The organism is Roseateles chitinivorans (genome assembly GCF_050632145.1).
GTDB classification, from domain to species: Bacteria; Pseudomonadota; Gammaproteobacteria; order Burkholderiales; family Burkholderiaceae_C; genus Roseateles; species Roseateles chitinivorans_B.
Genome location: NZ_CP192577.1, coordinates 1,425,027 through 1,439,657 on the forward strand (window position 1 = coordinate 1,425,027; position 14,631 = coordinate 1,439,657).

13 protein-coding genes are annotated in these 14,631 nt (G+C 69.9%); 4 read left to right on the plus strand and 9 right to left on the minus strand.

Features of this window, described 5'->3' with window-relative positions; genetic code table 11:
- Positions 1–33: 33 nt before the first annotated feature.
- The 4 genes from ACQ86G_RS06595 to tgt all read right to left on the minus strand — a co-directional run bounded on the left by ACQ86G_RS06595 (position 34) and on the right by tgt (position 2,882).
- A complete protein-coding gene (locus ACQ86G_RS06595; protein ID WP_431259847.1) occupies positions 34–507 on the minus strand; it encodes an STY0301 family protein in 474 nt (157 codons plus the stop codon).
- 5 nt (positions 508–512) lie between these two features.
- Positions 513–980 carry a BPSL0067 family protein gene (locus ACQ86G_RS06600; protein WP_431259848.1) on the minus strand — a complete coding sequence of 156 codons (468 nt, stop codon included), beginning with the start codon at positions 978–980 and terminating at the stop codon, positions 513–515.
- Positions 981–1,071: 91 nt separating this feature from the next.
- Complete coding sequence (locus tag ACQ86G_RS06605) at positions 1,072–1,572, minus strand: hypothetical protein (protein ID WP_431259849.1); 501 nt, start codon at positions 1,570–1,572, stop codon at positions 1,072–1,074.
- A gap of 182 nt (positions 1,573–1,754) precedes the next feature.
- A complete protein-coding gene (gene tgt / locus ACQ86G_RS06610; RefSeq protein ID WP_431259850.1) occupies positions 1,755–2,882 on the minus strand; it encodes a tRNA guanosine(34) transglycosylase Tgt in 1,128 nt (375 codons plus the stop codon).
- A 112-nt stretch (positions 2,883–2,994) separates the two neighbouring features.
- Between tgt and ACQ86G_RS06615 the strand changes: the two genes are divergently transcribed.
- The 3 genes from ACQ86G_RS06615 (at position 2,995) to argG (ending at position 5,857) form a co-directional block, all read left to right on the plus strand.
- Positions 2,995–3,777 (plus strand): substrate-binding periplasmic protein, encoded by a 783-nt coding sequence (locus ACQ86G_RS06615; protein WP_431259851.1) that lies wholly within the window; start codon positions 2,995–2,997, stop codon positions 3,775–3,777.
- Between the two features lie 34 nt (positions 3,778–3,811).
- Complete coding sequence (locus ACQ86G_RS06620) at positions 3,812–4,405, plus strand: IMPACT family protein (RefSeq protein WP_431259852.1); 594 nt, start codon at positions 3,812–3,814, stop codon at positions 4,403–4,405.
- A gap of 111 nt (positions 4,406–4,516) precedes the next feature.
- Positions 4,517–5,857, plus strand: coding sequence for an argininosuccinate synthase (argG, locus tag ACQ86G_RS06625; protein ID WP_421035622.1), 1,341 nt, complete (start codon positions 4,517–4,519; stop codon positions 5,855–5,857).
- Positions 5,858–5,989: 132 nt separating this feature from the next.
- On the opposite strand, the gene ACQ86G_RS06630 is transcribed toward argG, so the two are convergent.
- The 5 genes from ACQ86G_RS06630 to ACQ86G_RS06650 form a co-directional block, all read right to left on the minus strand.
- Positions 5,990–6,664 (minus strand): PEP-CTERM sorting domain-containing protein, encoded by a 675-nt coding sequence (locus ACQ86G_RS06630; RefSeq protein WP_431259853.1) that lies wholly within the window; start codon positions 6,662–6,664, stop codon positions 5,990–5,992.
- A 194-nt stretch (positions 6,665–6,858) separates the two neighbouring features.
- Positions 6,859–7,905 (minus strand): RNA polymerase sigma factor SigJ, encoded by a 1,047-nt coding sequence (gene sigJ, locus ACQ86G_RS06635; protein ID WP_431259854.1) that lies wholly within the window; start codon positions 7,903–7,905, stop codon positions 6,859–6,861.
- A gap of 129 nt (positions 7,906–8,034) precedes the next feature.
- Positions 8,035–9,081 (minus strand): tRNA preQ1(34) S-adenosylmethionine ribosyltransferase-isomerase QueA, encoded by a 1,047-nt coding sequence (queA, locus tag ACQ86G_RS06640; RefSeq protein ID WP_431259855.1) that lies wholly within the window; start codon positions 9,079–9,081, stop codon positions 8,035–8,037.
- 16 nt (positions 9,082–9,097) lie between these two features.
- Entirely contained in the window at positions 9,098–9,850 is a 753-nt protein-coding gene (locus ACQ86G_RS06645; protein ID WP_431259856.1) for a substrate-binding periplasmic protein, read from the minus strand.
- A gap of 184 nt (positions 9,851–10,034) precedes the next feature.
- On the minus strand, positions 10,035–12,404 hold the full coding sequence (locus ACQ86G_RS06650) for a YCF48-related protein (RefSeq protein ID WP_431261350.1): 2,370 nt from the start codon (positions 12,402–12,404) through the stop codon (positions 10,035–10,037).
- 133 nt (positions 12,405–12,537) lie between these two features.
- On the opposite strand from ACQ86G_RS06650, the gene recG reads away from it, so the two are divergent.
- A complete protein-coding gene (gene recG / locus ACQ86G_RS06655) occupies positions 12,538–14,631 on the plus strand; it encodes an ATP-dependent DNA helicase RecG (RefSeq protein ID WP_431259857.1) in 2,094 nt (697 codons plus the stop codon).

The following is a 14,631-nucleotide window of genomic DNA, read 5'->3' on the forward strand; positions in this document are numbered from 1 at the left end:
GGCCGGCGACGCCGTTGCGCCGCTGCCTCGGGATCAACGGCAGCTTGCCGATGCGATCTTGAAGTCGCTGTTCTTCGAGCGCTTGTAGGTCACTTCGCAGCTCGAGTAGCCGTCGAGCGGGCGCGCCAGCTCGACGCGCGTGCGGAAGTAGCTGCAGACGGCGAAGCCGCCGGACATGCCCTGCAGGTTCCAGCTCTGCGTGCGGGTCGCCCCGCCCTTCCCATCCTTGCGCTCTTCTTCCTTGTCGAAGATTTCCCCGTTGGGCGAGCCGACGGGGCCGCCGTTGACGGCGAAGTTGGTCAGGTCGTGCTGCGTGCGCTCGCTGCCCGCGGTCGTCGCGGACCAGCCTGCCGGTGCGGACGCCAGCGACTGCGTCGTCAGCGGGATCTGGACCGGACAGCTGAACGGCTCGGGCGCGGCCATCGACGTGCCCGCCGCGGCGAGCAGCATCGCGCCGGCGGCGACGTGGAGGATCGACGGACGGAGGGTCGACGGGCGGATTCGCATGGAGGTCACCACTGGATGGTCGCGTAGTCGAGGCCGTTGTTCAGGTAGCTGGCGCGCTTGCCGTGCCTGGCGGGTTCGAAGTACACGGTGCGCTCGGTGATCGCGACGATGCCGTTGTACTGCTCGATGATGCTGAAGCCGATGACCTCGCCGGACTTGTCCCGGACGGCCCCGTTGAACAGGCCCGCGTGCTGTCCCGTCGAGTTGTTGGGATAGAAGCCGCCGGCCGTCCAGCCCGTGGCGATCGGGGTTCCGACGGCCAGGCCCGCGACGAGGCGTCCTGTCAGGTCCATGCCCCGCTTCCAGTTGTTCGGCTGCGTCATCGGCGCGTCCGTGTTCTGCTTGACCAGCTCCACGCACGGGGTGGACGAAGACCCGGGGCGGTTCAGCGGCGCCTTGCCGACGAACTGCGACGGATTGAGGACGGCACCGAGATGCTCGGTGAACACGCGGGGAGGAGCGGAAGTGGCCACGGCGGAGGGAGGGTCGAGTGAGATCGGCTGGAGTCTAGGAAGCCGCCTCGTTCGCCGCTTCGACCAAAGTCACTTTCAAGGGCTCTCGGGGTCACGCGTGGCGATGCCCCCGCCGCATCAGCCGCCGGATCCGCAGCTTGATCGCCCTCGCCGAGCGCCACACGGCGCTCGCGCGCACCCACACCAGCAGGCCTTCCTTCCAGACGGTCCAGCGTCCGTACAGCCGCGCGAACCAGGGCAGACTCATCAATGCGGGTCGTGTCAGCGCGAAGATCCGCGCCACCACCGCCGTGCCGACGACCTTCGCGAGCACGATGACGCTGAGTCCCAGCCCCGGCCGGCCGATGCCGATGAGCCAGAGCGCGAGCAGCTTGATCGGCAGCAGCAGCAGGCCCGGCAGGAAGAACACCACCAGCGCCAGATAAGGCGGCAGCCGGCTCACGACGGCTTCCAGGTGGCGCAGCACGGGCAGGCGGCCGATGGCGGCCATCGCGCGCTGCAGCGGTTCCCAGCCCCATTCCTCGAAGAGGATGACGATGGCCAGGACCACCCGGATCAACCAGCGAAAGGGTGCGAAGAGCAACTTCAGCATCACGCCATCTTTGCACGCCCGAACTTAGGACCCTCTGAAGTCCCCGCTCGCAGAACCGTGGAAGGACGCCGCTCGTTGGGGACGGCAAGGCGTGGGGTTTCGGCGCTTGCCGCCGGGGCCCCATGCCTTGGCGGCCAACGCCCCGCCCTCAGCAGTCAGGTGGCCTCAGCAGGCCGACCGTTTCAAACCCCTCGCGCGCGGTCAGCCGCGAACCGCTGCCGGAAGCCTTCGAAGTCGCCGGCGTCCAGCGACTCGCGGACTTCCTTCATCAGGTTGAGGTAGTAGTGCAGGTTGTGCACGCTCGTCAGCATCGGGCCGAGCATCTCGCCGCAGCGGTCGAGGTGATGCAGGTAGGCGCGGCTGAAGTTCTGGCAGCAGTAGCAGGTGCAGGTCTCGTCGACCGGCTTCTCGTCCGACTTGTAGCGCGCGTTGCGCAGCCGCAGGTCGCCGAAGCGGGTGAACATGTGGCCGTTGCGCGCGTTGCGCGTCGGCATGACGCAGTCGAACATGTCGACGCCCTGGCGCACGCCTTCGACCAGGTCTTCCGGCGTGCCCACGCCCATCAGGTAGCGCGGCTTGTCCGCCGGCAGCTGATGCGCGATGTGGTCGAGGATGCGGAGCATGTCCGCCTTGGGCTCGCCCACCGACAGCCCGCCGATCGCGTAGCCCGGCAGGTCCAGGTCCTTGAGCCCGGCCAGCGACACGTCGCGCAGGTTCTCGAACATGCCGCCCTGCACGATGCCGAACAGCGCGTTCGGGTTCTGCAGCTTGTGGAACTCGTCCTGGCAGCGCTTGGCCCAGCGCAGGCTCATCTCCATCGACAGCCGCGCCTCCTTCTCGGTCGTCAGCTGGCCCTTGGACTCGTAGGGGGTGCACTCGTCGAACTGCATGACGATGTCGCTGTTGAGCACCGTCTGGATCTGCATCGAGATCTCCGGCGTCAGGAACAGCTTGTCGCCGTTGACCGGGGAGGCGAACTTGACGCCCTCCTCGGTGATCTTGCGCATCTCCCCCAGCGACCAGACCTGGAAGCCGCCCGAGTCCGTCAGGATCGGCTTGTTCCAGCTCTCGAAGCGGTGCAGCCCGCCGAACTGCTTCATGATGTCCAGGCCCGGACGCATCCACAGGTGGAAGGTGTTGCCCAGGATGATCTGCGCGCCCATCTCCTCGAGCGAGCGCGGCATCACCCCCTTGACGGTGCCGTAGGTGCCCACCGGCATGAAGATGGGCGTCTGCACGACGCCGTGGTTGAGCGTCATGACGCCGCGTCGCGCGCGGCCTTCGGTCTTGAGCAGTTCGAACTTCAGCATGGCCGCGATTATCGGGCCCCGCGTCCGCCCGGGTTCCCGCGCTGTCGGGGGCACCGGGCCCGGGCGTAGACTCGGCGCGCAATCGGGAGCGCAGACTCCCCGGAGAAGCATCTTGAGGTCCTGGATCGCCGCCCTCGTCGCGACGGCCGCCTGCGCCACCGCGCCGGCGTCGGCGCTCGCCTGCGGGCCGTACACGGTGGGCCTCTACGAATACAGCGGCCTCTACTACCGCGACGCCCAGGGCCGCTGGACCGGCATCGACAAGGATGTCGTCGACGAGGTCGCCCGCCGCAGCGGCTGCAAGCTCAAGGCCGTCACCGAATCGCGCGTGCGCATCTGGGCCCAGATCGCCTCCGGCCAGATGGACATGACGGTCTCCGCGATGATGACGAAGGAGCGCGAGCTGCTCGTCGAGTTCATCCCCTACATCGAGTCCCGGCAGCTGGTCGTGATGCGCCCGGCGCTGGCGGCCTCGAGCGGCACGCCCGCCGCCTTCCTCGCCGACAAGCGGCGCCGCGTCATCGTCGTGCGCGGTTATGTCTTCACGCCGACGGTGGAGTCCTGGCTCACGAGCCTGCGCATTCAGGGCCGGGTCGACGAGGCCCCCGACCAGCCCACCGCGATCCGGATCTTCAAGGCCGGCCGCGGCGACGCGGTGGTGCTGGGCGCGCACAGCCTGGCGCTCGCGCGGCGCGCCGATCCGGTCTTCGCGGGGTTCACCGCGCTGTCGTTCGCGCCGAACGAGCGCAGCATCGGCGCGCTGGCGCTGTCCCGGGAGCGCATCCCGCAGGCCGATCGCGATCTCATGCGACATGCCCTCGACGAGATGCTCAAGGACGGCACCATCGACGAGTACAAGCATCGGCATCTGGGCGAGGTGTCCGAGACGCCGTGACGACGTGCCCGGCAGGGCCGCGACAATCGCGCCCATGCCCCACAGCCTCGCCGCGCCGGTCCACGCCGAACTGATCATCAAGAAGAGCCGCTTCATCGGCTGCGTGGAATCGGTGCCCGATCGCGCGGCGGCGCTGGCGCGGGTCGAGCAGCTGCGCGCCGAGCATCCCGGCGCCGCCCACGTCTGCTGGGCGCTGATGGCCGGCGGCCAGTCCGCCGCCAACGACGACGGCGAGCCCGGCGGCACCGCCGGCAGGCCGATGCTGGAGGTGCTGCGGCACCAGGACCTGGAGGGCGTGCTGGCGACCGTGGTGCGCTACTTCGGCGGCGTGAAGCTGGGCGCCGGCGGCCTGGTGCGCGCCTACACGGACGCGGTGGCACAGGCGCTGCTGAAGGCCGACAAGGTGCCGGTGATCCGGCTGCGGACGCTGCGCTGCACCCTGCCCTACGCGCAGGAAGGCCTGCTGCGCCGCGAGGCCGAGAAGGCCGGCGCGCAGCTGGTGGACGTGGCGCATGGGGCGCTGGTCGAGGTCACGCTGCGGTTGCCGGAGAGCGCCGCCGACGCCTTCATCGCGCTGCTCAACGAGTCCGGGCAAGGGCGGATCGGCTGGCTCAAGCCGGACGACTGAACCTCAGGTCCGCGTCGCCCCGCCGACGTGTCTCGCCCATCCACGAAGCCTCGCCGCCCTCCGCAGCCTAGAATCGCCGGCTGTTTTCCCCACTACCGCGCGAGACTGCCCGTGGCCGCAACCATCCTCCAAAAGATTCCCGCCGGCGAGCGCGTCGGCATCGCCTTCTCGGGCGGCCTGGACACCAGCGCCGCGGTGCACTGGATGCGCGGCAAGGGCGCCGTCCCCTGCGCCTACACCGCCAACCTGGGCCAGCCCGACGAGAGCGACTACGACGAGATCCCCCGCAAGGCCAAGGCCTACGGCGCCGAGATCGCCCGCCTGGTCGACTGCCGCGCGCAGCTGGTCGCCGAAGGCATCGCCGCCCTGCAGTGCGGCGCCTTCCACATCAAGAGCGGCGGCGCCACCTACTTCAACACGACCCCGCTGGGCCGCGCCGTGACCGGCACCGCCCTGGTCGTGGCCATGCGCGACGACGGCGTGAACATCTGGGGCGACGGCTCGACCTTCAAGGGCAACGACATCGAGCGCTTCTACCGCTACGGCCTGCTGGCCAACCCGGCGCTGAAGATCTACAAGCCCTGGCTGGACCAGACCTTCATCGACGAACTCGGCGGCCGCAAGGAGATGAGCGAGTACCTGATCGCCAACGGCTTCGACTACAAGATGAGCGTGGAGAAGGCCTACTCGACCGACTCCAACATGCTGGGCGCCACCCACGAGGCCAAGGACCTGGAGTTCCTGAACCAGGGCATGAACATCGTCAACCCGATCATGGGCGTGGCCTTCTGGAAGGAAGACGTCGTCATCAAGGCGGAGACGGTGTCGGTGCGCTTCGAGGAAGGCGTGCCGGTCGCGATCAACGGCCGGACCTTCCCCGACCTGGTCGAGCTGTTCATGGAAGCGAACCGCGTCGGCGGCCGCCACGGCCTGGGCATGTGCGACCAGATCGAGAACCGCATCATCGAGGCCAAGTCCCGCGGCATCTACGAGGCCCCCGGGATGGCGCTGCTGCACATCGCCTACGAGCGCCTGGTCACCGGCATCCACAACGAGGACACCATCGAGCAGTACCGCATGAACGGCATGAAGCTCGGCCGCCTGCTGTACCAGGGCCGCTGGTTCGACCCGCAATGCCTGATGCTGCGCGAGACCGCCCAGCGCTGGGTCGCCCGCGCGATCACCGGCGAGGTGACGCTGGAGCTGCGCCGCGGCAACGACTACACGATCCTCGACACCGTCAGCCCCAACCTGACCTACGCGCCGGAGCGCCTGTCGATGGAGAAGGTCGAGGACGCCCCGTTCACGCCGGCCGACCGCATCGGCCAGCTGACGATGCGCAACCTGGACATCGCCGACACGCGCGACAAGCTCGGCGTCTACAGCCGCAGCGGCCTGCTGGGCAAGCATTCGGAAGGTTCGATCCCGCTGCTGACCGGCGGCGACGAGTAAGGTCCCCGGGTCGGGTCGCTCGAGCAGCGTCCCGGCCGGTTCCGGTGTGTCCTCGCAGGACCCGGAAAGCAAAAAGCCGCTGATCGCTCAGCGGCTTTTTCGTCCCCGGGGCGGAAGCCCCGATCCCGGCGATCAGCCGCGGCGGCGGCGCGCGATGAAGCCCAGCGCGCCCAGGCCGGCCAGCATCAGCGCGTAGGTGTGCGGTTCCGGGACGGCCGGCGCGACGGTCGCGTTGACGTTGGAGCTCAGGAACTCCGCGCGCAGGCCGGTGAAGTTGTAGGTCTGGTCGACCGTGTCGGTCACGACGAACTGCAGCGTGTTCACGCCCGCGAGGAAGCCGCTCGAGGCCGAGAACGAGGTCCAGTCGGCGTAGCCGCGCTGGCCGGAGATCGACGAGATCGCGACACCGTTGAGCAGCAGCACGCCGTTGTTGTCCGCCGCCCAGTGGCCGCTGAACGAGGCGCTGCTGGCGTCGAAGCCGGTCAGGTCGAAGTTCAGCGTCCAGGTGAACGTCGAGTTGCCCGTCGGGCTGTAGTTGGTGTTCTGGTCGGCACCCGGGATCAGCCACGAGGAGCTGGCCGTGTTGGGCAGCCAGCTCGGGAACGGATCCGCGGCGCCGTTGCTCACGACGCCGAAGCCGGACAGGCCGGCCGCATTGCCGGTGGCCGTGTACTTGTAGTTCGTGTCGGTGCTGCCGGTCGACTGTCCGGCGCCGGTATTCACCAGGCCGCCGATGGAGGCGGCGGCAGCCAGGCCGCTGAACAGCGCGGCGGCGGCGGCGATCGAAGTACGTGCGAACAGCGTCATGGTGAATCCCGAGCGAAAGTAGGTCTTGTGGCTCCGATTGTCCCTAAACATAGGGATTCACAAACACCGGCAACCCCCGTGGGCGCGGGGGGACACCACAGTCCGGAGGAGGGGTCGGGTGTTGCCCGGACGGTCATGACGCGCCAGAACGGCGCCGGATTGCGCCGGATGGGCGCATGGCGCCCGCTTACGGCTCAGCCCGCACCGTCCTCGGGCGCGGCGGGCATGGACGGCGGAACCGGCGTCGACACCGGGTTCGACGCCCGCGCTGACGTCGGCATCGGCTCGATCCTCGGCAGATGACCCAGCTTGTCGGGATTGCGCTGGACGTAGATCGCGCTGATCCGGCCGGGCGCCGTCGCGGGCCGCAGCGCGACGGTCTGGATCGGCTCGCCGGTCGCGCCGTAGACGATGAACCCCGGCAGGCCGTTGACCCGCGCGGGCCGGAGACGCCAATCGCGGCTGGCCGGCATCTTCACGAAACCGACGAAGGTCCGCGCCACCAGCGCCCCGCCCGTCAGCGTCCGCACCGCCGAGACCTTGCCGCCACCGTCGGCCAGCAGCACCACGTCGTCGGTCAGCACCTTCGCCAGGCCGTCGACGTCGAAGGATTGCAGCGCGCCCATGAAGGCCTGGAACAGGCGCTGGCGCTCCTCGTCCTCCACCTCGTGGCGGGCGTAGTCGGTCTTGACGTGCTGTCGCGCGCGGCTCGCCAGTTGCCGGCAGGCCGCGGCGCTGCGGTCCAGGCGGCGGGCGATCTCGTCGAAGTCCAGCTCGAAGACCTCGTGCAGCAGGAAGGCCGCACGCTCGAGCGGCGACAGCCGCTCCAGCGTCAGCAGGAAGGCGACCGACACGTCCTGCGCGAACTCGGCCTGCGCCTCCGGGCTGGGCGACCAGTCGCCGGCGTCGTCGACCAGGGGCTCGGGCAGCCAGGTGCCGACGTACTGCTCGCGCCGCATCGCCGCCGACTGCAGCCGGTCCAGGCAGAGGTTGGTCACCAGCCGCGACAGGAAGGCGCCGGCATGGCGCACGGTCGACTCGTCGACATCGGCCCAGCGCAGCCAGGCTTCCTGGACGATGTCCTCGGCTTCCGCCCGTGAGCCGAGCATCCGGTAGGCCAGCGCCCGCAGCGATCGCGTGTGCTCGCGGTCGTAGCGCAGCGCGCGCGCCGCGGGCGAGGGATCGAACGCCGGGGCGGCGGCAGGGGTACCGGAAGGAGTGTCGGGAGCGGTGTCGGTCATGGCGCGTCGTCCGGAGTCGTCTTGCCCACAAGACGACGCAGCCTACTCCGGTGTGACACGACGGCTGCAGGACATCGACGGACACCCCTCCGAGGCGGCCGGGCGGCCAGGCAGCCGGCCGGCCGGCCCTCAGCGCCCGGCGGAGCGCTCCAGCAGCATGGCGTCGCCGTAGCTGAAGAAGCGGTAGCGCTGCTGGATCGCGTGGCGGTAGAGCGCCATGATCGGCTCGTAGCCGGCGAAGGCCGACACCAGCATCATCAGCGTGCTCTTGGGCAGGTGGAAGTTGGTCACCAGCCGGTCGACGACCTGGAAGTCGAAGCCGGGCGTGATGAAGATGTCGGTCTCCCGCGCGCCGGCCTTCAGCCCGCCGCCGAGCGCGGCCGACTCCAGCGCGCGCAGCGTCGTCGTGCCGACGGCCGTGACCTTGCCGCCCGCGGCGCGGCAGCGTGCGATCGCCTCGACGGTCTCCGGCGTGACCTGGAACCATTCGCTGTGCATCTTGTGCTCGGACAGCGATTCGACGCGCACCGGCTGGAACGTGCCGGCGCCGACGTGCAGCGTCACATGCGCCGTGCCGACACCGCGCCCGGCGAGCCGCGTCAGCAGCGCCTCGTCGAAGTGCAGCGCGGCCGTCGGCGCGGCCACGGCGCCGGGCTCGCGCGCGAACACGGTCTGGTAGCGCCGCACGTCGTCGGCCGAGTCGCCGTGCTCGATGTAGGGCGGCAGCGGCACGTGGCCGTGCCGCTCGAGCAGTTCGAACGGTTCGCCGGACAGGCGCAGGTGGAAGAGGCCGTCGTCCGGCCCGCAGCGGCCGAGGACCTCGGCGTCGAAGGCGTCGGCGAAGCGCACCACGGCGCCCGCCTTCGGGCTCTTGCTGGCACGCATGTGGGCCCAGACCTCGCGCGTGCCGGGCAGCACGCGCTCGACCAGCGCCTCCACCGCGCCGCCGCTGGCCTTGGCGCCGTACAGGCGCGCCTTGATGACCTTGGTGTCGTTGAACACCAGCAGGTCGCCGGGATTCAGCAGGTCGGGCAGCTCACGGAACACGCGATCGACGGGCGGATCGGACCGGCCGTCGAGCAGGCGCGAGGCGCTGCGTTCGGCGGCGGGATGCTGGGCGATGAGATCGGGAGGCAGAGCGAAATCGAAATCGCTCACCGAGTAGGTACGGGACATGGGCGCGATTTTCCCACTACTGCCAACGCGCCCCTTGCTGCAGCAGCATCGCCAGGCGTCCGCTGCCCTGCAGATCGCCGATGCCGCGGCTCAGCGCGGCGGTGAGGCGTTCGCCCTCGGGTCGGACCTTCGAGAACACCGTGTACAGCGGCACTTCCGACACGGCCGGGTCCAGCCAGACCAGCTTGCCGGCGGACTCGCGCAGCTGCGTCTCCAGCAGGTGGGCGCCGACGCCCTTGTCGATCAGCGCCAGATCGACACGTCCGGCCAGCAGCTTGCGCAGGTTGGCAAGGTCGTCGACCGCACCTTCGACCGTCAGGTTGGCGGCGTCGAAGCGCGGCGGATTCGCATACCCGTGGACCACGCCGATGCGCAGGTCGCGCAGCGCGGCGAGATCGTCGATGCGGCGCCGGCGGTCCGCCCGGGCCATGAAACCGACCTGGTTGAGGATGCCCAGCGGTTGCGGGAAACGCATCGTGCGCTCGCGCTCCACCGAGCGCCAGGCGCCGATGACGCCGTCGTGGTCGCCGCGCTGGAACTCGAGCAGGGCCCGCGCCCAGGGGCGGAACGTCAGGCTCATGGACAGCCCCGCCTGGTGCAGCGCGACGCGGGTGATCTCGCAGGCCACGCCGCCGCCGGGCAGGTGGCTGCCGGTGTAGGGCGGGAACTCGGTGGCGACCATCCGCACCGGCCCGTCGGCCGCACGCGCCGGCAGCGCCGGCACGGCGGTGGCGGCAAGCCAGAGCAGGCTCTCGCGACGGGAAATCATGGGGCGTCGGATGGCGGGGAAGGAGGTTGGCCCAGCCTATCAGCCCGGCGTGAAGCGCGTCTCCCCGCCGACCCGGGGGAAATGCCCGGTTGCCCCGGCGGAAGCGGCAATCGGTCACGGCGGTCCATGAAAAAGCCGGCCAGGTCTGGCGACACCGGCCGGCTTCAGACGTCATCGCCCGCGGTTACTGGCCGCCGGTCCCCGTGGCCAGCAGCGTGCCGTTGCTGCCGGCGACCCAGCCCGTGCGGGCGTCGACGAAGAACACTTGCGTCAGCGAATTCTGGGTGCCCACGAACTGCTTCTGCCAGGTCGTGCCGCCGTCGGCCGTCATGAGCACGGTGCCGTTGTCGCCGACCGCCCAGCCTTGCTGCGCGGTGAGGAAACGGATCGCCCGCAGGCTCGTCGTCAGGTTGACGTTGGCCTGGCCGACCCAGCTCGCGCCGCCGTCCTTGCTCGACATCAGCAGACCTGCCTCGCCCGTCGCCCACAGCGTGCCGGCGTCGCTGAAGGCCAGCTGGTTCAGCGCCGCGCCGGTCCCGGAGAACCGTCCCGTCCAGGTCTTGCCGCCGTCCGCAGTCACGGCGACGGCGCCGCCGCTGCCCACCAGCGTGCCGTTGAGGGCTCCGCCGAACTTCAGGTCGTTGTAGAACGCGTCCAGCACCGCCTGCTGCGTCCAGGACTTGCCGCCGTCCGTCGTCGCGATCAGCAACTGGCGCTGCTGCGACTGCTGGATCTCGGTCGCCAGCGCGAAGCCGTTCAGCGCGTCGACGAAGTGGAAGGCGGTGACGGTGCGCGACGACGACTGCAGCGGCGTGAGCCAGCTCACGCCGGCGTCGTCGGTCAGGTAGATGCGACCGTCGGCGGCGAGCAGCCAGCCCTTCTTCGCATCGACGAACTGGAAGCGCGGCAGCGTCGAGTAGTACGAGACCGGTGTCAGCCCGCCGACCTTCACGGCCCAGTCCAACCCGCCGTTGACCGTCTCCATCAGGTCGCCCTTGCCGGAGAGCGCGAGACCGCGCTTCGCATCGAAGAACCAGAAGGCCTGCAGCGTCTTGCCCGCCGCGTCGGCATCCGGGCCCGCGATGCGGGTCCAGGTCTTGAGGCCGTCGGTGCTGATGCGCGTCACGTTGTCCCAGTTGGTCATCAGCCAGGTCCGCGCGTCGATCGCAACCAGCGGCCGATTGCTGTAGTCGAGGCTGGCGACCGTCCAGGTCGCGCCGGAATCGGTGCTCACCTCGGTCACGCGTCTGCCGCTGGTCAGCGAGGCGTAGTTGCGCGACCAGACGCCGCGTCCCACGTTCTCATAGCTGATCGAGAGGCCTTGGGCCGCGTCCGCGGGCAGCGCCAGGGCGATCCAGTTCCGACCGCCGTCGACGGTGCGGTACGGGACAGCGTTGGCCAGGAGCAGACCGTTCGACGTATCCGTGAACTGCGGCGTGCCGAGCGGGATGTACGAGGCGACGGGAAGGCCTTGCGGTGCGATCGTCTCCCAGCCCTGTCCGCCGTCGAGGCTGCGCCGGATCGACAGGGAATAGACATAGCCCTGCCCGTTGACATAGGTCGAGGTGGTGCCGGCCACGATCGCGGCATTGCCGAACAGCTGGAACCCGTAGCCGTAGCTCGGGAACGTATTGCTGGACGCCAGCACGACGGTCGAGGTCCCGCCCAGGTCCGTCGACTTGCGCAGCCCGTCGTTGTCGAACCACCAGAGCGCCCCGTCTGCGGCCAGCACCGGCTCCTGCATCAACGAGGCCCGGCGCCAGGTCGCGCCGCCGTCCGCCGTCGCGCGGATCTGCCCGTTCATCGCCATCACCAGGGTATTGGCGCCGGCGACCTGCAAGGAGGCGCCGGACATCGGCGGTTGCGTGGACGTCTGCAGGCTCCAGTGGGCGCCGCCGTCCGTCGTCCGCAACAGCGCGCCGGCGTCGCCCGCCGCCCAGCCGTTGTTGAGATCGGAGAAGCGCACGGCCGTCAGCCGCGTGGCGATGCCGGTGATCTGCCTGCTCCAGGTGAGGCCGCTGTCGCGGGTGCGCAGGATCTCGCCGCCGTCGCCGACGGACCAGCCGTTGCTCGCGTCCACGAAGAAGAAGGCCTGCGGCACCGTGCCGCTCGGTCGCGGCGCCTGCCAGCACCAGCCCGAGTTGTCGGCGGCGGTGCAGTTCAGGCCTTGCACGTGGGCGCGGTTGAGCACTTTCACCGTCCACTTGACCTCCTTGGAGGCGCCTGCGGCGTTCGACACCTTCAACACCACCGGGTAGTCCCCGACCTTGGCGAAGTCGTGCTTCGGACTGGCGTCCGTGCTGGTGCTGCCGTCGCCGAAGGTCCAGGCGAAGCTCAAGCCCGTGGTCGCTGCCACGTTGCTCGTGAAGGCGGTCGCCGACGCAATGTCGGTGGTCGAGGGCGCCGCGATCGCCAGGTTGTCCGGAATCGCCACACCCTGCACCGGCGGGGGCGGCGTCGGGGCATCGTCACCGCCGCCGCCGCCGCCGCAGGCGCTCAGCAGCGCGGCACTGATCAGCACGCCGGCCCAGCCGGCGCGCATGCGTTCATTCATGCTCAAGGGATCCTCCCGATGTTTCAATTTGTTTGCTTTTTTGCGGGGCGGATTCTGCACCAGCTTCACGTCATCTGAACGCCTCGATGTCTCGCCCGAACGGGGGATCGTCCCGGGGCAAAATCTCATCCACATGACCCAGGCCAGCACCGCCCCCTCCCCTGCGCCACCGCCTGCCAAGTCCGCACCGCAGAAGGCGATGGAAAAGATGGGCCTGGCGCGCGACATCGACCTCGCGCTGCACCTGCCGCTGCGCTACGAGGACGAGACGACCCTGACCCCGCTGGACCGTGCCCATGACGGCGACACGCTCCAATGCGAAGGGGAAGTGATCGAGTGCCGCATCGAGATCCGCGGACGCCGGCAGCTGCTGGTCAAGCTGCGCGACGACGACGGCGCGCTGCTGACGCTGCGCTTCCTCCACTTCTATCCCGCGCACCAGAAGACGATGGCCGTCGGCCAGCGTGTGCGCGTGCGCGGCGAGATCCGCGTCGGTTTCTTCGGCCGCGAGATGGTCCATCCGAACTTCCGCAAGGTCGACGTGGACACGCCGCTCTCGACCTCGCTGACGCCGGTCTACCCGACCAGCGCCCAGCTGCCGCAGGCCTACCTGCGCAAGGCCGTCGCGTCGGCGCTGCGCCGGGCGCCGCTGGACGAGGTGCTGCCGCTGGCGCTGGTGCCCAAGGGGCTGCCCGCGCTGCGCGACGCGCTGAACTTCCTGCACCACCCGCCGCCGTCGGCGGGACTGTCCACGCTGGAAGACCACACCCACCCTGCGTGGCAGCGGCTCAAGTTCGAGGAGCTGCTCGCGCAGCAGCTCAGCCAGCAGCGCGCGCAGCGCGAGCGCGCCCTCCTGCGCGCGCCACCGCTGCGCGCCGCGTCCGGCGGCCTGCAGGAACGGCTGCTCGCCGCCCTCCCCTTCGCACTGACCGGCGCGCAGCACCGTGTCGCCGAAGAGATCGCCGCCGACCTTGGCCGCCCGCAGCCGATGCATCGGCTGCTGCAGGGCGACGTCGGCTCGGGCAAGACCGTGGTGGCCGCGCTCGCGGCCGCCGTGGCGATCGATGCCGGCTGGCAATGCGCACTGATGGCGCCCACCGAGATCCTGGCCGAGCAGCACTTCCGCAAGCTCATCGGCTGGCTGGAGCCGCTGGGCATCCGCGTCGCCTGGATCACCGGCAGCATCAAGGGCAAGGCGCGCCAGAAGATGCTCGACGCGGCCGCCTCGGGCGAGGCCACGCTGATCGTGGGCACGCACGCGGTGATCGAGGACAAGGTGCGCTTCCACCGGCTCGGGCTGGCGATCATCGACGAGCAGCACCGTTTCGGCGTGGCGCAGCGGCTGGCGCTGCGCAAGAAGCTGGCGGACGAGGCGACCGGCGCGGGCCAGGGTTCAGGCCCGCTCGAGCCGCACCTGCTGATGATGAGCGCCACGCCGATCCCGCGCACGCTGGCGATGACCTATTTCGCCGACCTGGACGTGTCCACGATCGACGAGCTGCCGCCGGGCCGCAGTCCGATCGTCACGCGCGTCTTCGCGGACGGCAGACGGGACGACGTCATCGAGAAGATCGCCGCCGCCGTCGAGGACGGACGGCAGGTCTACTGGGTCTGCCCGCTGATCGAGGAATCCGAGGCGCTCGATCTCAAGAATGCCACCGAGACGCATGCCGAACTGGGCGCCGCGCTGCCGGGCAGGATGATCGGGCTGCTGCACGGCCGCATGCCGTCGGCGGAGAAGGCGGCGGTGATGTCGCTGTTCAGCAGCGGCCAGATGCACGTGCTCGTCGCGACGACCGTCATCGAGGTCGGCGTCGACGTGCCCAACGCCAGCGTGATGGTCATCGAGCACGCGGAGCGCTTCGGCCTGTCGCAGCTGCATCAGCTGCGCGGTCGCGTCGGGCGGGGATCGGTCGCCAGCGTGTGCGTGCTCATCTACACCGGGCCGCTGTCGGACACCGGCAAGTCCCGCCTGCGCGCGATGGCCGAGACCACCGACGGCTTCGAGATCGCGCGACGCGACCTCGACATCCGCGGACCGGGGGAATTCATGGGCGCGCGCCAGAGCGGCGCGCAGCTGCTGCGCTTCGCCGACCTGCAGGAGGATGCGCCGCTGCTGAGCGCGGCGCGGGCGTTGGCGCCCCGGCTGCTCGACGAACAGCCGCGCGCCGCGCAGCTGCAGGTCGAGCGGTGGCTCGGTCACAAGACCGAATACCTCAAGGCCTGA